This window comes from Luteibacter sp. NPDC104163, from assembly GCF_055584245.1.
Window position 1 is genome coordinate 159,978 of the sequence record NZ_JBVJMK010000010.1, and the last position, 17,521, is coordinate 177,498.

A 17,521-nucleotide genomic window follows, 5' to 3' on the forward strand; every position below is an offset into this window, starting at 1 on the left:
ATGTAGTCCTGCGCCTACACGTTCGCGGAAAGAAACCGCATTCCGCGAAGGGCCCGTGAAATTAAGGCTGCGGCACGCTGCCGCTTCGTACAATGCGATGCGAATGCACACCACATCGAAGGAGAGCCGCGTGCGGAACTGGAAAGCAGGCGTCGGGCTGGCCCTGGCATGCATCACACCGTGGGCCCACGCCGCTGGCTTCGATTGCAGGAAGGCGGGGACCACGGTGGAGAAGGCGATCTGCGCCGCGCCGAAGATCTCGGCCGTGGATGGGCAGCTCGGCGAAGCCTTCACGGCGGCCCTCAAAAGCCACCCCGACATGGCCGATGCGTTGAAGCTCGATCAACGCCATTGGCTGGCATCGCGCGACGCGACGCTTTCGGCGTATCCCTCCATCAAGGAGGCGGAAAGCAGCGTGTTGCCGCTTTACCGGTCGCGCATCGCTGTTCTCAAGGGACTCGACGCGGCGGCGTGGCCGAAGCCGTTTGACGCCTTGCGCGCCGCACTCCCGAAGCTGCCGGCCACGGGTGCCGCCGTGCCGGCCGACTTCGCGAAGGCCGGCGCCGACGTCACGCTGGCGGAAGATGTCCGCCTCGAAAGCGCTTCGGCCTTTCCCTACCAGCCGGACAAGTCGCTCGCCGATGCGCTGCGCGATCTGGAAAGCGCAGGCGGCTATCGCAAGCTCGCCGGTTCGCCGATCAGCTCGGTGTGGTCGATCGGCGGCACCGCGCACTGCTGGACCGAAGCGCCGTTCCGCATCCAGGGCAAACAGGCGATCGCCGTGCCATCGCCCTCGGTATGGGGTGACGGCGATTGCATGACCGACCACGGCATGGCCCGGATCGCCGGCCAGTACGTCGTTTACGTGGTGGGCGATGGTTCGCCCGATGAAGTGAACCTCGATACCGCCGTGTGGAACGGGAAGGGGTTCGACAAGGGCGAGCGCCTGGTCCTGCGTTTCGACCACTCGCTCAAGGCCGAGGCGAGCGCATGCGCGCCGGGGAAGGGTGCGTGCGACGAGTTCGCAAAGGCGGCCATGGCCATCGCGACGCGCTACGACCGCAGCCCGCAGAAGGGCACCCTGGACAACGCGTTCCCGTCGTACGACAAGGCCGCCTACGCGGCCGTGCTCAAGGCGGCACGCCTCACCGGCGGCCCGTTGGAAAAGGACGGCCAGCCGCCCGAACTGCCCTTGCTCGACAGCAGCGGGCGCATGGCCGGCTTCAGCAGCGATGCGGCGGTTTTCCCACTGGTTTTCCGCGGCGAAACCCTGCTCGGCCTGATCGACCATGGCCACGTGGGCTGGCGTGAAAACAATGACTGGATGGTCGCCGCGTGGCGCATGCGCGACGGCAAGGCCGAGCCGGCCGCCGCGGGCTACATCACCGTCACCCGTGACAAACTGCTGCTGGCCGCCCCGGTCCCGGCGCCGCCACCCCAATCCCTCTGAGACGACCCGCGCGATGCAAACCTTCGCCACCAGCATGTCCAACACCGTGCGTTGGATCGGCATCCTGACCGTCGTGATCGTGGTGGTCGGCATCGCCATCGTGATGTCGCGCGATACGCCGGCCACGCTGGCCGTACCTCTCGCCGGCATCCTCACCCTTGCGCTCGCCCTGAGCTATGCGCTCTCGCCGTTGCGCTATGAGATGGGTGGCGGGCGCCTCGTCATCCGTCGCCAGGTCGGCCGATCCAGCGTGGAACTGCGCGGCGCCCTGGTCCGCGAGGACACGGAAGCGTTCAAGGGCCTGGTCCGCGTGTTCGGCAACGGCGGCTTCTTCGCGTTCGATGGGCTGTTCTACTCGCGCCGGCTCGGCATGGTGAAGGTTGCCGCGCGCCGACGCGACCATGGCATCGTCATCCAGCCGCCCGGCGGCCGCCCGTTGCTGGTGTCACCCGACGATCCACGGGCGTTCATCGCCGCCGCGGTGGGCGAGGGCGCGCTGCTGTCGGACTGATGTCGGTGAGGTGACAAGGCCTGGCGCGGTGGTGGTATACACCTGGGTACCCCACACGGCAGGAGCTGACCCCCATGGCACGTGCTTCACGGATGTCCTCACTCGTCGTCGCCGCGCTCGCGCTTGGCACGTTCGCCGCCTCGGCGGGCGCCGCCGATACCCCGGGCTGGGACCATGGCCGGCGGGTCTATGTACTGCCAGACCAGCGCGGCGCCGAGCTTGGCCTCGTCGCTTACGTGGACCGCCCGACGCACCGTGTCTCCTATGGATTCCGCGTGTTGCCGCAGCGCGCCGATTGTTCGGCGGGCGCCATCGGGCGCACGGCCACGTTCGATATCGAAGGCCAGCGCCTGACGTTCCGCCGTGAATGCGTGGAAGGCACGTTTACCTTCGTGCCGCGGAGCACGCCCACCCGCTATGCGTTCGAAAGGCTGCTGGCCACGCATCCGATCCTGCACATGCGCGGGCCGTCGTTCTTCCCGTTCTCGTTCGACCTGGCGGGCCTCCCGGCCGTGCACCAGGCGCTGAACGTCACGCTGGCCAGCCGCGAGCGGCGCTGATCACCACCAGCGGAGGGTGAGGTTCATCCGGACCGCTTCGTCCTTCGTGGCACCCATGTACGTGCTCGGGTAGGTCGGGCCGTGGGTGACGGAAAAATGGTAGTCGTGGCCGGACCACGGCCGGGGCGGGCCCATGTCCCTGGCGACCGCCTCGGAGACGGCCGAACTGCTGTATTGCCAGCCGCTGGCCGACGGGGTCGTCGTCACGCCGCCGCCCGGCGTGCCGTGCTCTTCGGCCGCCCGGGCCGGTTGGGCCAGGCACAGGGCCGCCCCCACGAGGAGCGTGGCGAACACGGTCGCTTTTGGCCGCGGCGCGGCAGGGTACGAAAAGCTCATGGGCGCTGGATTCCCCGGAATGGCGCGACGGGAAACCTACACCGGTTTCCCTCTCACGGGAAGGCTGCAACGGCTGTGCCACGGCGTGTGAAGGCCGGTGGCGGCTTTTCACTGATGTGAAGCCTTCGGAGGCCTGTGGGAGCGCGCTTGCGCGCGATGGGGCTTGCGGCAAGACCCATCGCGCGCAAGCGCGCTCCCACAAAGGCATCAGGCGGCGCGTTTCCGGCGAACCAGGTAGGCCACCCCCAGGATCGCGAACCACACCGGGCTGGCGATGAGGGCCTGGCGGGTATCCGATTCCAGGGTCAGCAGCACAAGTACGAAGGCGAAGAAGGCGAGGCAGACCCAGCACATCAGTACGCCGCCGGGCATCTTGTACGACGACACCGCGTGCAGCTCCGGGCGCTTCTTCCGGTAGGCCATGTACGAGCACAGGATCAGCGACCAGACGAACATGAAGAGGATCGCGGAAAGCGTGGTGACCAGCGTGAACGCGGTGACCAGGTTGGGCACGACGTAGACCAGCATCGCTCCGGCCAGCAGGCACGCGCAGGAGAACAGCAGCCCACGCGACGGCACGGCAGCCTTCGACAGACGCTTGAAGGCGGACGGCGCGTGGTCTTCCTCGGCCAGGCCGTAGAGCATGCGGCTGGTGGAGAAGATGCCGCTGTTCGCCGAGGAGGTCGCCGAGGTCAGCACCACGAAGTTGATCAGGCTTGCCGCCGCCGGGATGCCCGCCAGCACGAACAGCTCCACGAACGGGCTCTTGCCGGGCAGTACCTGGCGCCATGGGGTGACCGACATGATCACCACGAGGGCGAGCACGTAGAAGATGATGATGCGCACCGGGATCGAGTTGATCGCCTTCGGCAGGTTGCGCTCCGGATCGGCGGTCTCGGCCGCGGTCGTGCCGACGAGCTCTATGCCGACGAAGGCGAACACGGCGATCTGGAATCCGGCGAAGAAGCCGCCCACGCCCATCGGGAACATGCCGCCGTCATTCCACAGGTTGGACAGCGATGCCACGTGGCCGTCGGGCGAACGGAACGCCCACGCCACCATGCCGAAGCCGGTCACGACCAGTGCGCAGATCGCGATGATCTTGATCAGCGCGAACCAGAACTCGAGTTCGCCGAACAGGCGCACGGTGGTCAGGTTGAGGGTGAGCAGCAGCAGCACGCAGAGCACCGCGGGGATCCACGGCGCGAGCGAGGGGAACCAGAACTGGGCGTAGTTAGCGATGGCGATGACATCCGCGATCGCCGTGATGATCCAGCAGAACCAGTAGGTCCAGCCGCAGAAGAAGCCGGCCCATGGCCCGAGCAGGTCCGTGGAGAAATCGATGAAGGACTTGTACTGCAGGTTCGATAGCAGCAGCTCACCCATCGCGCGCATGACGAAGAACAGCATCACGCCGATGATCAGGTAGACGAACAGGATGGACGGTCCCGCGAGGCTGATGGTCTTGCCCGAGCCCATGAACAGGCCGGTCCCGATCGCGCCGCCGATGGCGATGAGCTGCAGGTGGCGGTTGGACAGGCTGCGCCTGAGGTGATCGGGGTTCGATTCCTGCGGAGGGTTCATCGGCGGCTCGGGACGGGACGGAAGGCAGCACCATAGTCGCGTTGTGCCGTCCCGGCAAACGGGCCCGCGGCGCGTTGTGGGAGCGCGCTTGCGCGCGATAGGTGCTCGCGCCAGCCCCCATCGCGCGCAAGCGCGCTCCCACGGGCTAGGGCTGGCACGTCGCGCTTACGCGCTGGACCTGCCAGCCGTAGCCGTCGGCATCGGTGCGTACGGCCATGCATGTACCGAGCGCGTCGGTCGGCAATAGCAGCAGGTCGCCGCGGACGATGTATTTCTCGTACAGCGGCGTGATGTCCCCGCCACCGGCGGCCCGCACCGCGGCGATGAGCGCACCCGCGGGGTCCGCGGGGCGCGGCCCGATCTTGCGCAGCACGTCACCCAGGGTCGCCGTGCCCCGCGTGGTTTCGCGCAGCCGCGCGTCGAGCAACGCGCCGAAAAGCATGCCGCGTTGCATGGGCAGCGCCTGGAGGTCAGGTGAGCTCGACCATTCCGCGGCCACCTGTGCCTGGGGCGCACGGCGGAACGCGGATGAGCCGTACTGGCCGCTGATCTGATCGAACCATGCAGCCACGATGCCCCGATCGAGAGTGTGGCTGCCGAGCAGGTCGCTCACGACCTGATACGAACCCAGGCCTTCGGTATACCAGGCGGTCGCCGGGTCCACGGGGCCGGGCGCCAGCAGGCGGCGGTAGTCGGTGATCATCGGGGCCACCACGCCACCCGGCGCGACGCCTCGCTCCAGCACCACGGCCATCCCCGCGGCCTGGCTCCACGAGGAGAGGCCACCGCCCTCGCGGTCCAGCGGCGTGATGAAGACTGGGTAGTCCGCCGGGCGCCCGTCGCTATCGGCTGCGACGATGGTGAGTGCGCGCGCAGCGAGGTCCACCAACGGCGCTGCCTCCCGTGGGGCGGTTGTATACGTACGAAGATGGCCGCCATGGCCAAGCGGAACGACATTCTCGGTGACATCCCGGCCGAGGAAGCACACGCTGTGGCGCTCCGCCGCCGTTGTCGTTGGCGTGGAGGTGGGCAGGTTGGTGAGGCCGCGCCAGCGCGCAGGCAGCTTCCAGGTCACCTCGACGCGGCGCGCGATGTCGTCCGCGGGCATTGCCAGCAGGGCGGAACAAGGCGCCAGCAGCCAGCCGGCCGCCATGTACGGATCCGTATCCCACTCGCGCTGGACGCTATCGTTGCCGCGCCGGCGATAGCGCAAGGTGAGTTGGGCATTCGGCGCGCCGGCAAGCACCAGGTGTCCGTGCTCCCCGGCGGAGAGGTTTCCGTCCGACGACAGCGCCAGCTGCGTGCCGGGCAGCACGACGTCGAGCTTCCCGTCCGCTCCGGCATCCGCCACCAGCTCGACATCGACGGCCTGGAGGTCACCATGGGCCAGGACGGGCGTCACCGTGTAGTGCAGTGTCGGAGGCTCGGCGGCCCGGGCCATCGGCACCGCAAGAAGGGCGGCGAGCGCAAGATTCCGTGGAACGTGTGCCATGCGTGGCGTCTCCGTGTTGATCCGGAAGCCGTCACTGCAAGCCTCGGGCCAGCACGTTGCAACGCGGCTTTCGCCGCCCCGCTACGTGTCCGCGGACACGTAGCGGACAGATCGCCGCGGCGCACGGCCACGGATGTGAAACACCGCCACCGGTACTAACGGGCTACGGGCCTGTCTTCGGCGCGCGCCCCTTGTACTATCGAGGGACCGCCCATGCCAGGTACCCATGGAGATCACCATGATCGACCCCGCACGCCGGCAACTGATCGAAATCTACCTTGCCGCGTACAACCACTTCGACATCCCCGGCATGTTGGGGGCGCTCACCGATGATGTGCGCTTCGAACACCACCAGGGTGGTGCGCTCAGCGTGGCCACCGATGGCAAGGTCGATCTGGAAAAACTGGCGCGGGTCGGGGCGCAGCTATTTGCAGCGCGCGAGCAGAAAATCGTATCGCTCGAAGAGCGCGGCGAAGACGTCGTGGCGATGATCGACTTCCGCGGCGAGATCGCGGAGGACATCCCCGACGGCCCTCGCGCCGGCACGATCATCGAGATGCAGGGCACCACCGAGTTCGGCTTCGCGAACGGCAAGATCAGCAGGGTGATCGACCGCGCCTGAGCTCAGGCGGCCACGCGTTCCACGGCAGCCAGCAGGCTCTTCCGGTCGTAAGGCTTGGTCAGGTATTCCATGTGCGGCAGCAGCCAGTCGTGCTGCTCGCGCATCTCACCCGAAGCCACGAGCACGCGCATATCGGAATGGCGCGTGGCAAGTTCCTGCCCCGACACGGAGCCGGGCATGCGCACGTCGGTGAAGAGCACGTCCGCGGTGCCGTTGGCCAGCCAGCGCTCCGCTTCATCGCCGTTGGGTGCGGTGTGCACGGTGTGCCCTTCGCCCTCCAGGATCATGGCGGAAATTTCGCGGATGGCATCGTCATCCTCGACGAGGAGAACGACCAGGGGACGTGTGGACATGGCGTGGGTTCGCAGGAAAACGCTAAGGCAAATAACGCGCGTGGCGTGAAGGGTCCGTCAATGCATCCGTTTGCATACACGCTATTCCATTGCGCGAATGTGCACCGCATCATAGAGCTTTACCCGGGGGTCTCCATGTCTGCACTCAGCCAGTCCACGATCGATGCGATCCGCCAGAACGAACAGCAACTGCTGACCCGCTGGACCGCCAACCTGGAAGAGAGTGGCGCCTCGCGCGACTCACGCATTGGCCACGTCGAATTCGAAGGGCAGACCCGGGACTTCCTGCGCCTGCTGATCGCCGGCTCCGCCACGGGCGATGCAGGCAGCCTCGCCAGCAACGAGTGGAGCGAGACGCGCGGCTTCCTCGAAAAGCTTTCGCGCAGCCGCGCACTGCAGGGTTTCGATTCCGCGAACACGGCGAACTTCATCTTCTCGCTGAAGCGGCCGATCTTCGACCTGCTGCAGAAGACCTATGCCGGCAACGCCGGGGAACTCGCCGCGCAGACCTGGGCGGTTTCTGAGCTGCTCGATGGCCTGGGCATGCACACGATCAAGACGTTCCAGAAGTCGCGCGAAGAAGTGATCAACCGCCAGCAGGAAGAGATGCTGGAACTGTCCACGCCCGTGGTGAAACTCTGGGAGGGCGTGCTGGCGCTGCCGATGATCGGCACGCTCGATTCGCAGCGCACGCAGGTCGTGATGGAGTCGCTGCTCCAGCGCATCGTGGAGACGGGCGCGGAAATCGCCATCATCGACATCACCGGCGTGCCGACGGTGGATACCCTGGTCGCACAGCACCTGCTGAAGACGGTCACCGCGATCCGCCTGATGGGCGCGGACGCGATCATCAGCGGCGTGCGGCCGCAGATCGCGCAGACCATCGTCCACCTCGGCCTCGACCTGCAGGGCATCGTCACCAAGGCCAACCTGGCCGATGCCTTGTCGCTCGCGCTGAAGCGCTCGGGCTTCCACGTCTCGAAGGCAGGGTAAGGCCATGGAGCGCATCCCGATCCTGCGCATGGGCGAGTTCCTGCTCGTGACCATCCAGGTGGACATGCACGACCAGCTCGCCCTGACCCTGCAGGACGACCTTTCCAACATGATCAGCAAGACCACGGCGAAGGGCGTCCTGATCGACATCTCCGCCCTGGACATCGTCGATTCGTTCATCGGGCGCATGATCGGCACGATCTCCGGCCTGTCGAAGATCATGGATGCCGACACCGTGCTGGTGGGCATGCAGCCCGCGGTGGCGATCACGCTGGTGGAACTGGGCCTGACCCTGCCGGGCGTGCTCACCGCGCTGGACGTGGAGCGCGGCATGCGCCTGCTGCGCAACCGCGTGGCGGAGCGATGAACGCCGGACCGGTGGGCACGCAGGCGATTCGCATCGAGCAGGATGTGGTGCTGGCACGGCAGACGGTACGCAAGCTTGCCGTGCAAGCCGGGTTGCGCCTCGTCGACCAGACCAAGCTGATCACCGCCGCCAGCGAGCTGGCGCGTAACGCGGTGATCTACGGCGGGGGCGGCGACATGGACTGGGAACTGCTGGAAGATGGTGCCCGCAAGGGTTTGCGCCTGGTCTTCCGCGACGAAGGCCCGGGCATCGCCGACATGAAGCTGGCCATGACCGACGGCTGGACCTCGGGCGGCGGCCTTGGCCTCGGCCTGACCGGTGCGCGTCGCCTGGTCGATGAATTTTCCCTGGAGAGCGCACCGGGTGCCGGCACGCGAGTGACGATCTGCAAATGGACGTGATTTTCCCGGGCCGGCTGACCACGATCATCGCGATCGAGGAAGCCAGCCAGATCGGCCAGGCCCGGCGCGCGGCCGCACAGGCAGCGGCATCCTGCGGTTTCGACGACACCGACGCAGGCCGCGTCGCGCTCGTGGCGACGGAACTGGCGACCAACGTACTGAAGCACGCGAAGGGCGGTGAGATGCACATCAGCGCGGTGCCGGGCGACGGTGCCCGCGGCGTCGAGGTGATCGCCGTGGACCGCGGGCCGGGTTTCAACCTCGCTGACTGCCTGCCCGACGGCTACTCCACCGGCGGCACGCGTGGCGAAGGCCTGGGTGCCGTGCGGCGGCAGGCCGACCTGATGGACATGTATGCCGACCAGCGCGGCGCGGTCGTGCTCGCGCGCCTGTACCCGAAAGGCTTCTCGCGCGCCGATATCGCGTTCGGCGCGGTCCAGCAGGCGCTGCACGGCGAAGCGGTCAGTGGCGATGGCTGGGGCATGGCGCTCCGGGGCGATGCCACGTGCGTCGTCATGGTCGATGGCCTCGGCCACGGCCCCGCCGCCAACGACGCCGCGGAGGCGTGCCTGCGGGCGTGGGAGCCGGAAGCCTGCGCGGAGCCCGTCGAGTTGATGGCGAGCATCCATGCCGGCATGGCGGGCACGCGTGGTGGGGCCGTGGCGGTGGCCCGGTTCGAAGGTGCGACCGGCAATGTGCGTTTCGCGGGCATCGGCAATATCGCCGGCTCGCTGCAGTCCGCCGAAGGCTCGCGCGGGCTGGCCTCGCACCCGGGCATCGTCGGTGTGCAGGCACGCCGTGCGCAGCCGTTCGATTTCCCGCAATCGGCCGGGAGGGTGCTCCTCCTGCACTCCGATGGGCTGCAATCCCGCTGGAGCCTGCGCGACTACCCCGGCCTGGTGAACCGCCACCCGGCCATCGTCGCGGCGCTCCTGTACCGTGATTTCACGCGTGGTCGCGATGATGTGACGGTCTTTGCCATACGCCTTGGGGTGCGTGCATGAACGACGCCGAGATCGCACGCCTGCAGGCCGAGAACGACGGCCTGCGCGCCGAGCTGGACGAGACCAACCAGGGCGTGCTGGCGTTGTACGCCGAACTGGACAACCAGGCCGCGCAGCTCCGCGAGGCCTCGGAACTGAAGAGCCGGTTCCTGAGTTACATGAGCCATGAGTTCCGCACGCCGCTGGGTTCCATCCTCAGCATTGCGCGGCTGCTCGCCGACGAGATGGATGGCCCGCTCACCGACGAACAGCGCAAGCAGGTGGCTTTCGTGAGCGGTGCCGCGCGCGAACTGAGCGACATGGTCGACGACCTGCTCGACCTGGCCAAGATCGAGGCGGGGCGCATCACCATCTCGCCAGCGTGGTTTGAGCTGATGGATCTGTTCTCCGCGTTGCGCGGCATGTTCCGGCCCATCGTGGACGGGACCGAGGCGGACCTGGTCTTCGAGGATCCGGAAGGGCTCCCGAAGCTGTACACGGATGACAAGAAGGTGTCGCAGATCCTGCGTAATTTCATTTCCAACGCGCTGAAGTTCACGCCGCGCGGCGAAGTGCGCGTGTCCGCCCGGCTGGAAGGCAGCGACCGCGTGCGCTTCACGGTGCGCGATACCGGCATCGGCATCCCTGAAGAACTCCAGCACGTGTTGTTCGAGGACTTCACCCAGGTCGATTCTCCTTTGCAGAAGCGCGTGCGCGGCACCGGCCTCGGCCTTTCGCTGTGCAAGCAGTTCGCCGAACTGCTTGGCGGCGAAGTGGGCCTGAGCAGCATCGTCGGCAAGGGTTCGGAGTTCTTCGTCAGCTTGCCGCTGGCGATTGCCGCGGAGGACGCCGATGACCATGCATGACACGTTGCTGGTGGTGGATGACAACGCGCCGACGCGCTACGCGTTGCGCCGCACGCTGGAACGCGCCGGTTATACGGTGATGGAGGCCGGTACCGGCACGGAAGGCCTGCAACTGCTGGCCGCGCACGCGATCGATGCGGTCGTGCTCGACGTCAACCTGCCCGACATGAGCGGCTTCGACATCGTGCGCGACCTTCGCGCATCGCCGGATACCCAGCTGCTTCCGGTCGTGCACGTCTCGGCCGCGTCGATCGACACCACCGACCTCATCGCCGGCCTGGACAACGGTGCGGACGCTTACCTGCCACACCCGGTGGATCCGGGCGTGTTGCTCGCCACGATCCGCACGCTCCTGCGCGTGCGCGATACCGAGCGCGCCCTGCGCGAATCCGAGGCACGGGTGCGCGAGATCTTCACCACGATCGCCGCGCCCATGGCCGTGGTCGACGGCGAACTCCGCGTGCAGGAAACCAACGATGCCTTCGTCCGGCTGCTAGAAGGCGGGGCGGAGGGCCAGTCGCTCGAGGCATGGTTCGAACCAGGCCAGGACGGAACGCTTGCCGAAATGCGCGTGGCGCTCGGCGGCATGCGGCGCTGGCGCGGCGTGCTGTGCATGCGCTCCGGCGGCATGGTGCGCGAGACCGAGTGGCGCGTGACGCCTTATCGCGACGGCGCCGGCATGGTCTTCGTCGAGGACGTGACCGAGCAGCGCAGCCGCGAACGCGAACAGCGCGAGCAGATCGATACGGCCACCACGCAGCTCGCCGCCGAGATCGCGGTGCGCGAACGCACCGAATCACAGCTGGTCCAGGCGCAGAAGATGGACGCGCTGGGCAAGCTCACCGGCGGTATCGCGCACGACTTCAACAACCTGCTCACCAGCATCATTACCGGCATCGACCTGATCAACCGTCAGGTCGAAGCCGGCAAGCCGCAGGGCGTGCAGCGCTTCGCCGACGCAGCGCTGGGCTCGGCACGCCGGGCGGCGGCGTTGACCCACCGCCTGCTCGCGTTCGCCCGCCAGCAGCCGCTCGACGCGAAGGCCACCGACGTGAACGAGCGCGTGCGGGCCATGGAAGACATGCTGCGCCGGACCCTTGGCGAGGCGGTGACCCTGCACGCCAACCTCGCCTATGGCCGGATGGTGGCAAGCGTCGACGGGAACCAGCTCGACAACGCGCTGCTCAATCTCGTGATCAACGCACGCGATGCCATGCCGGCGGGTGGCAGCATCACGCTGTCGTCCCGGCTGGAGAATGTCGGCGCCGACAGCGAGCTGCAGCCAGGTGCCTACGTGGTGTTGAGCGTGACCGATACCGGCACGGGCATCGAGCCGACACTGCTGGAAAAGGTCTTCGAGCCGTTCTTCACCACCAAGCCCATCGGCCAGGGCACGGGCCTGGGCCTGTCGATGATCTACGGCTTCGCCAGGCAGTCAGGCGGCCGCGTGAGCATCGCCAGCACGGTGGGCGAGGGCACCGAGGTCGCGCTCTGGCTGCCGGTCGACGAAGGCGAGATCGAGCCGGTGCAGCCGCGCACGAACCGGGTCGAAGGTGGCCGCGGCGAGCACATCCTGATCGTCGAGGACACCGATTCACTGCGTACGCTCGCCTGCGCGGCGCTCGAATCGGCGGGTTACGTATGCACGGCCACGGGCGATATCGACGAGGCCTTGCGCCATCTTCGCGGTGACGCCTCGCTCGACCTGCTGCTCACCGATGTCGGCATGCCCGACCTGGACGGCCGCGAACTCGCCCGGACCGCCCGCGCATGGCGGCCGACGCTACCGGTGCTTTTCATGACCGGCTACGCCGAGAACGCGCTGGATCCGGCGCGCTTCCTCGAGCCGGGCATGCAGCTGCTGCTGAAGCCGTTCGAAGTGGATACCTTGCTGGAACGGGTGCGCGGCGCGCTCGACTGACCGGGGCGGGTGCCGGAGGGTGGATTCCCACCTATCCGAAATTGCCGATATCCCTAAATCCCGCAACCACTTATGATGCCCCCACAACGACGACAGGCGTTTGCAGGGGAGCGGGATGTCGGAAGGTACTTGGGGCGGCGCGCTCGGCGACCATCGGTTTGTCGCGGAGATGGATGCGCTGCAGAAATTCGGCCGGCTGGAAAAAGATGCCCAGCTTGGCGATGCACAGGCGCAGTTCCGCGTCGGCGTCATGTATTTCGATGGCGAACACGTTACCCAGGATCGGACGCGCTCCGCGCACTGGCTGCGCCGCGCCGCCAAGCAGGGCCACGCGGACGGGCAGTTCCGCCTCGCGCAGCAATACGCTGAAGGCCATGGCGTCCTGCGTGACCACGCCGAGGCCGCCCTGTGGCTGCGTCAGGCCGCGGAGGCCGGGCATGCCGAGGCCCAGTGCGCCCTGGGCACCGCGTATGCGCGCGGGCACGGGCTCGCCGTCGACCGGCAACAGGCGCTGCACTGGTGGGGCATGGCCGCGGACCAGGGCCACGCCCAGGCCTGCGTGAACCTGGGCGTCTCGCACTATTTCGGCCGTGGCGTGCCGCGCGATGCCGAGCTGGCTTTCGCCTTCTACACCAAGGCGATCGAGCGCGGCGATCCCGGCAGCCGCGGTTTCGCGGATGCGCTTTGCAGCATCGCGCACATGTACGTCGATGGCATCGGCGTGGGCCAGGATGCCGCCATGGGCGCGCACCACTACCGGCGCGCCGCCGAACTGGGCAACAGCATCGCCCAGTTCACCCTCGGCAAGATGTACCTGGAAGCCAGCGGCCTCGCCGTCGATCGCGAGCAGGCCCGCTACTGGTTCGGCCGGGCCGCGGAGCAGGGTGATAGCGAGGCGAAGCAGCGGCTCGCTGAGCTGGAGGCGGAGAGCGACCAGCCCGCGCTCGTCTCCGCACGGCAGGCGACCAGCGGCCCGCAGGATATGGCCGGCCAGTACCAGCTGGGCATGCGCCTCGCCACGGGCGATGGCGTGCCCCGCAACGATCCCGATGCCGTGCGCTGGCTGGCGCTCGCGGCCGAGAAAGGCCACGCGCAGGCCCAGTACGCCCTGGCCCGGATGATCGACGGTGGCCGGGGCATCCCGCGCAACGTCGACGAGGTGTTGCGCCTGCTCCGGCTGGCGGCCGGGCAGGGCCTGCCCGAGGCCCAGTTCGAACTCGGCCGCCTGCACGATGAAGGCGATGGCGTCGCGCGCAACGCCGCCGTCGCCCGCGCCTGGTACCGCAAGGCAGCGTCGCGCGGGCACCTCAAGGCGATGAAGAAACTGGAGCGCCGGCGCTGGTGGCGCTTCTGGTAGCAGGCCACCCGCAGGTTCCTGCGAGCGTGACTTCCGGCGCTGGCTAAACCGGCCCCGGCGGATGGACCATGCCACGGTCCACCACCAGGGGTTCCCCATGCGTAAAACACTCGTCAGCGCGATCGCCGTAGCGCTCGCCGGCCTGTCCACCCTTGCCGCTGCCGCCGACATGCAGCAGGCACCGACGCAGCTGCCGCGCAGCGTGCGCCCGTCGCACTACGATGTCTCGGTCGTCCCGCACGCCGACAAGCTCACCTTCGACGGCAAGGTCGCCATCGACGTGGAGGTGCTCGAGCCCACGCCGACGATCACGCTGAACGCGATCGACATGACGTTCGCCAACGTGAAGCTCGCTGCCGCGAAGGGCAAGGCCACGTTCGGAACGCCGAAGGTGTCCGTCGATGCGGAACACCAGACCGCCACCTTCACCTTCGACAAGCCGCTGCCCGCGGGCGCGTACCGCCTGTCGATGGACTACACCGGCAAGATCGGCACCCAGGCCAACGGCCTGTTCGCGATCGATTACGACACGAAGGCCGCGGGCAAGAAGCGCGCGCTGTACACGCAGTTCGAAAACTCCGACGCACGCCGCTTCATCCCGTCGTGGGACGAGCCGAACTACAAGGCGACCTTCACGCTCGACGCCACCGTGCCGTCGAACGACATGGCGGTGAGCAACATGCCCGCCGCGTCGAAGAAGGACCTCGGCAACGGCATGACGAAGTGGAGCTTCGGCCAGTCGCCGAAGATGTCCACCTACCTCGTGTTCTTCGGTGCCGGTGAGTTCGACCGCATCACCACGAAGAGCGAAGGCGTCGAAATCGGCGTCATCACCCAGAAGGGCCTCACCTCGCAGGCGCAGTTCACGCTGGACTCCGGCAAGGCCGTGCTGAAGGAATACAACGATTACTTCGGTGTGCCCTACCCGCTGCCGAAGCTCGACAACATCGCCAGCCCGGGCCAGAGCCAGTTCTTCGCGGCCATGGAAAACTGGGGCGCGATCTACACCTTCGAATATGCGCTGCTGCTCGATCCGAGCATCTCCACGCAGGCCGACAAGCAGGAAGTGTTCAACACCGCCGCGCATGAAATGGCGCACCAGTGGTTCGGCGATCTCGTCACCATGCGCTGGTGGGACGACCTGTGGCTGAACGAAGGCTTCGCCTCGTGGCTGGCTTCGCGCACCACCGAGCGCCTGCACCCGGAATGGCACACCAACCTCGATGCCGTGGATATCCGCGAAGGCGCCATGGGCCGCGATGCCGTAGCGACGACGCACCCGGTCGTGCAGCACGTGGAAACCGTGGAGCAGGCGAGCCAGGCGTTCGATGCGATCACCTATGCAAAGGGTGAATCCGTCATCCGCATGCTCGAGGCCTACGTGGGCCCGGATGCGTGGCGCAAGGGCGTGCAGGCGTACATCAAGGCCCACGCGTACGGCAACACGGTGTCGGACGACCTGTGGAAGCAGATCGAAACCGCCGCCGGCAAGCCGGTGACGCAGATCGCGCACGATTTCACCCTGCAGCCGGGCATCCCGCTGGTGAAGGTCGACAGCGTGTCGTGCGCCAACGGCTCGACCACCCTGACCCTCTCGCAGGGTGAGTTCACCCGCGATCGCCCGGACAAGAAGGCGCTGGCCTGGCACGTGCCGGTCATCGCGAAGACCGTGGGCGGCGCTGCCACATCGACCCTGCTGGACGGCAAGGGCACGCTGACCGTCGCCGGCTGCGGCCCGGTCATCGTCAACGCTGGCCAGACCGGCTACTACCGCACGCTGTATGCACCGGCGCAGATGAAGCAGCTCCAAGGCGCGTTCACGAAGCTCGAGCCGATCGACCAGCTCGGCGTGATGGGCGATACCTGGGCGCAGGGCATGGTCGGCCTGCAGCCGATCTCCGACCTGCTCGACCTGATCAAGGCGACGCCGGTCGATGCCACGCCGCAGCTGTGGGACCAGGTCGCCAGCGACCTCTCGGGCCTCGATGCGTACTACCAGGGCGACGCCGCGCGCCAGGCCGCGTTCCGCAAGTTCGCCATCGGCCGTCTCTCGCCGAAGCTGGACCAGGTCGGCTGGGAAGCGAAGCAGGGCGAGGAAGCCCCGGTCGCCATCCTGCGTTCGCACCTGATCGGCACGCTGGGTGCACTCGGCGATGCGAAGGTGGTGGCCGAGGCGCGCGACCGCTACGCGAAGAACACCATGCCGGCCGAGCTGCGCAAGGTGATCCTCGGCGTGGTCGCGGTGAATGCCGATGCCGCAACGTGGGACAAGCTGCATGCCGAGGCAAAGGCGGAGAAGACCCCGCTGGTGAAGGATCGCCTGTACGCCTTGCTCGCCGCGGCCCGCGATGAGGCGCTGGCGAAGCGTGCGCTCGATCTCGCGCTGACCGATGAGCCGGGTGCGACCAACAGCGCCGCGCTGATCCGCGGTGTCTCGCGCCTGCATCCGGAACTCGCGTTCGACTTCGCCGTCGCGCACAAGGACAAGGTGGATGCGTTCGTCGACTCGACCTCGGCGGCCCGTTACTACCCGGCGCTCGCCACCAGCTCGCTCGACCTGAAGATGGTCGACAAGGTGCAGGCCTTTGCGGCGAAGAACATCGCCGAGGGCTCGCGCCGCGACGCCGAGACCGCCGTGGCAGGCATCCGCTACCGCGTCATGGTCCGCGACCAGCGCCTCCCGGCGGTGGACGCATGGCTCAAGAAGAACGGCTGATGCGGTAACCCGCGGGGCTCCCAAGCCCCTTGTGGGAGCGTGCTGTGGGAGCGTGCTGTGGGAGCGTGCTTGCACGCGATGGGTGCTTGCCGTACACCTATCGCGCGCAAGCGCGCTCCCACAAATAACGAACCATGATGCGCACACTAAACCGCCTCACCTTCGCTTTGGTTTTCCTCGCCACGCTTCCCGCATGCGCCCGGGACACCACGCCCGTCCGCGGCTACACCGTGGTGCACCGCTATCCGCATGATCCGAAGGCCTTCACCGAAGGCCTTTTCTATGATGGCGGGTTCCTCTACGAAAGCACCGGCGAATACGACGGAGCGGGCGTGCGCAAGGTAGACCTGGCGAGTGGAAAGATCGTCCAGCAACGCGACGTGCCGCAGGGTTACTTCGGCGAAGGGATCATCTTCGCCGGGCCGTACCTGCTCCAGCTCACCTGGCAGCAGGGCGTCGGGTTCCTCTACGACCGCACCTCGTTCGAGCTGAAAGGCACGATCCGCTACCCGGGCGAAGGCTGGGCGCTGACGCGCGATGCCACGCACCTCTACATGAGCGACGGCACGCCGGTGATCCGCGTGCTGGATCCGGATACGTTCAAGCAGACCGGCAGCATCACCGTGACCGCCGACGGCGTGCCCGTGCAGCTGGTGAACGAGCTGGAATGGGTGAAGGGCGTGATCTACGCCAACGTCTGGCAGACCAGCCGCATCGCCCGCATCGACCCGAAGACCGGGAAGGTGCTCGACTGGATCGACCTTTCAGCGCTCGTCAAAGAGCAGAACGTCGGTGGCGATCCCGACGCCGTGCTCAACGGCATCGCCTACGATGAAAAGACCGACCGGCTGTTCGTCACCGGCAAGCGCTGGGCGAATCTCTACGAGATCAAGGTCAAGCGCTGACCCACACCGGATCTTGTGGGAGCGCGCTTGCGCGCGATGGGTGTTGCGGCGGAGCCCAAGCCCCCACACGCGCACCCCCCAAACCCCCGGGGGGGGGCCAACAC

At 67.4% G+C, this 17,521-nt stretch carries 16 protein-coding genes and 1 pseudogene; 13 read left to right on the forward strand and 4 right to left on the reverse strand.

Annotated features, from left to right (window positions below; genetic code table 11):
• Positions 1-130 precede the first annotated feature (130 nt).
• The 3 genes from ACZ6YI_RS14060 (at position 131) to ACZ6YI_RS14070 (ending at position 2,521) form a co-directional block, all read left to right on the forward strand.
• Complete coding sequence (locus tag ACZ6YI_RS14060; RefSeq protein ID WP_465779207.1) at positions 131-1,450, forward strand: lysozyme inhibitor LprI family protein; 1,320 nt, start codon at positions 131-133, stop codon at positions 1,448-1,450.
• Positions 1,451-1,463: 13 nt separating this feature from the next.
• On the forward strand, positions 1,464-1,961 hold the full coding sequence (locus ACZ6YI_RS14065; RefSeq protein ID WP_465779208.1) for a PH domain-containing protein: 498 nt from the start codon (positions 1,464-1,466) through the stop codon (positions 1,959-1,961).
• Between the two features lie 74 nt (positions 1,962-2,035).
• The gene (locus ACZ6YI_RS14070) at positions 2,036-2,521 is read left to right on the forward strand and encodes a hypothetical protein (RefSeq protein ID WP_465779209.1); all 486 of its coding nucleotides are present in this window, start codon (positions 2,036-2,038) and stop codon (positions 2,519-2,521) included.
• Here the strand turns inward: ACZ6YI_RS14070 and ACZ6YI_RS14075 are convergent, their stop codons facing one another.
• The 3 genes from ACZ6YI_RS14075 to ACZ6YI_RS14085 form a co-directional block, all read right to left on the reverse strand.
• Entirely contained in the window at positions 2,522-2,857 is a 336-nt protein-coding gene (locus tag ACZ6YI_RS14075; RefSeq protein WP_465779210.1) for a hypothetical protein, read from the reverse strand.
• 207 nt (positions 2,858-3,064) lie between these two features.
• Complete coding sequence (gene cycA, locus ACZ6YI_RS14080; RefSeq protein ID WP_465779211.1) at positions 3,065-4,441, reverse strand: D-serine/D-alanine/glycine transporter; 1,377 nt, start codon at positions 4,439-4,441, stop codon at positions 3,065-3,067.
• Between the two features lie 145 nt (positions 4,442-4,586).
• Positions 4,587-5,933: a hypothetical protein gene (locus ACZ6YI_RS14085; protein ID WP_465779212.1), complete on the reverse strand. Its 1,347-nt coding sequence runs from the start codon at positions 5,931-5,933 to the stop codon at positions 4,587-4,589.
• Positions 5,934-6,171: 238 nt separating this feature from the next.
• On the opposite strand from ACZ6YI_RS14085, the gene ACZ6YI_RS14090 reads away from it, so the two are divergent.
• Positions 6,172-6,555, forward strand: a complete 384-nt coding sequence (locus ACZ6YI_RS14090; RefSeq protein WP_465779213.1) for a nuclear transport factor 2 family protein — start codon at positions 6,172-6,174, stop codon at positions 6,553-6,555.
• A 2-nt stretch (positions 6,556-6,557) separates the two neighbouring features.
• Here ACZ6YI_RS14090 and ACZ6YI_RS14095 read toward each other — a convergent pair whose 3' ends face one another.
• Positions 6,558-6,908 carry a response regulator gene (locus ACZ6YI_RS14095; protein WP_465779214.1) on the reverse strand — a complete coding sequence of 117 codons (351 nt, stop codon included), beginning with the start codon at positions 6,906-6,908 and terminating at the stop codon, positions 6,558-6,560.
• 135 nt (positions 6,909-7,043) lie between these two features.
• Here ACZ6YI_RS14095 and ACZ6YI_RS14100 point away from each other — a divergent pair, with 135 nt between their 5' ends.
• From ACZ6YI_RS14100 to ACZ6YI_RS14140, 9 genes and pseudogenes are all read left to right on the forward strand, one after another.
• Complete coding sequence (locus ACZ6YI_RS14100) at positions 7,044-7,901, forward strand: STAS domain-containing protein (RefSeq protein ID WP_465779215.1); 858 nt, start codon at positions 7,044-7,046, stop codon at positions 7,899-7,901.
• Positions 7,902-7,905: 4 nt separating this feature from the next.
• Positions 7,906-8,268, forward strand: a complete 363-nt coding sequence (locus ACZ6YI_RS14105) for an STAS domain-containing protein (protein WP_440327586.1) — start codon at positions 7,906-7,908, stop codon at positions 8,266-8,268.
• The gene (locus tag ACZ6YI_RS14110) at positions 8,265-8,669 is read left to right on the forward strand and encodes an anti-sigma regulatory factor (protein ID WP_465779216.1); all 405 of its coding nucleotides are present in this window, start codon (positions 8,265-8,267) and stop codon (positions 8,667-8,669) included. The genes ACZ6YI_RS14105 and ACZ6YI_RS14110 overlap by 4 nt, the downstream gene beginning before the upstream one ends.
• The gene (locus tag ACZ6YI_RS14115) at positions 8,660-9,673 is read left to right on the forward strand and encodes an ATP-binding protein (protein ID WP_465779217.1); all 1,014 of its coding nucleotides are present in this window, start codon (positions 8,660-8,662) and stop codon (positions 9,671-9,673) included. Before ACZ6YI_RS14110 ends, ACZ6YI_RS14115 begins: the two co-directional genes overlap by 10 nt.
• A gap of 32 nt (positions 9,674-9,705) precedes the next feature.
• A pseudogene (locus ACZ6YI_RS14120) lies at positions 9,706-10,518 on the forward strand (sensor histidine kinase); the annotation flags it as partial.
• The gene (locus tag ACZ6YI_RS14125; protein ID WP_465779218.1) at positions 10,505-12,439 is read left to right on the forward strand and encodes a response regulator; all 1,935 of its coding nucleotides are present in this window, start codon (positions 10,505-10,507) and stop codon (positions 12,437-12,439) included. The pseudogene ACZ6YI_RS14120 and the gene ACZ6YI_RS14125, both read left to right, overlap by 14 nt.
• A 115-nt stretch (positions 12,440-12,554) precedes the next feature.
• Positions 12,555-13,796: a tetratricopeptide repeat protein gene (locus tag ACZ6YI_RS14130; RefSeq protein ID WP_465779219.1), complete on the forward strand. Its 1,242-nt coding sequence runs from the start codon at positions 12,555-12,557 to the stop codon at positions 13,794-13,796.
• A gap of 97 nt (positions 13,797-13,893) precedes the next feature.
• Positions 13,894-16,512 carry a M1 family metallopeptidase gene (locus ACZ6YI_RS14135; RefSeq protein WP_465779220.1) on the forward strand — a complete coding sequence of 873 codons (2,619 nt, stop codon included), beginning with the start codon at positions 13,894-13,896 and terminating at the stop codon, positions 16,510-16,512.
• A gap of 134 nt (positions 16,513-16,646) precedes the next feature.
• The gene (locus ACZ6YI_RS14140) at positions 16,647-17,417 is read left to right on the forward strand and encodes a glutaminyl-peptide cyclotransferase (RefSeq protein ID WP_465779221.1); all 771 of its coding nucleotides are present in this window, start codon (positions 16,647-16,649) and stop codon (positions 17,415-17,417) included.
• Positions 17,418-17,521 lie beyond the last annotated feature (104 nt).

What these genes read in the sequence shown, in the direction of transcription:
- ACZ6YI_RS14065 (WP_465779208.1), top strand. Translation starts at nt 1,464, where the DNA reads ATGCAAACCTTCGCCACCAGCATGTCCAACACCGTGCGTTGGATCGGC.
- ACZ6YI_RS14070 (WP_465779209.1), top strand. Translation starts at nt 2,036, where the DNA reads ATGGCACGTGCTTCACGGATGTCCTCACTCGTCGTCGCCGCGCTCGCG.
- ACZ6YI_RS14075 (WP_465779210.1), bottom strand. Translation starts at nt 2,857, where the DNA reads ATGAGCTTTTCGTACCCTGCCGCGCCGCGGCCAAAAGCGACCGTGTTC.
- cycA (WP_465779211.1), bottom strand. Translation starts at nt 4,441, where the DNA reads ATGAACCCTCCGCAGGAATCGAACCCCGATCACCTCAGGCGCAGCCTG.
- ACZ6YI_RS14085 (WP_465779212.1), bottom strand. Translation starts at nt 5,933, where the DNA reads ATGGCACACGTTCCACGGAATCTTGCGCTCGCCGCCCTTCTTGCGGTG.
- ACZ6YI_RS14090 (WP_465779213.1), top strand. Translation starts at nt 6,172, where the DNA reads ATGATCGACCCCGCACGCCGGCAACTGATCGAAATCTACCTTGCCGCG.
- ACZ6YI_RS14095 (WP_465779214.1), bottom strand. Translation starts at nt 6,908, where the DNA reads ATGTCCACACGTCCCCTGGTCGTTCTCCTCGTCGAGGATGACGATGCC.
- ACZ6YI_RS14100 (WP_465779215.1), top strand. Translation starts at nt 7,044, where the DNA reads ATGTCTGCACTCAGCCAGTCCACGATCGATGCGATCCGCCAGAACGAA.
- ACZ6YI_RS14105 (WP_440327586.1), top strand. Translation starts at nt 7,906, where the DNA reads ATGGAGCGCATCCCGATCCTGCGCATGGGCGAGTTCCTGCTCGTGACC.
- ACZ6YI_RS14110 (WP_465779216.1), top strand. Translation starts at nt 8,265, where the DNA reads ATGAACGCCGGACCGGTGGGCACGCAGGCGATTCGCATCGAGCAGGAT.
- ACZ6YI_RS14115 (WP_465779217.1), top strand. Translation starts at nt 8,660, where the DNA reads ATGGACGTGATTTTCCCGGGCCGGCTGACCACGATCATCGCGATCGAG.
- ACZ6YI_RS14125 (WP_465779218.1), top strand. Translation starts at nt 10,505, where the DNA reads ATGACCATGCATGACACGTTGCTGGTGGTGGATGACAACGCGCCGACG.
- ACZ6YI_RS14130 (WP_465779219.1), top strand. Translation starts at nt 12,555, where the DNA reads ATGTCGGAAGGTACTTGGGGCGGCGCGCTCGGCGACCATCGGTTTGTC.
- ACZ6YI_RS14135 (WP_465779220.1), top strand. Translation starts at nt 13,894, where the DNA reads ATGCGTAAAACACTCGTCAGCGCGATCGCCGTAGCGCTCGCCGGCCTG.
- ACZ6YI_RS14140 (WP_465779221.1), top strand. Translation starts at nt 16,647, where the DNA reads ATGATGCGCACACTAAACCGCCTCACCTTCGCTTTGGTTTTCCTCGCC.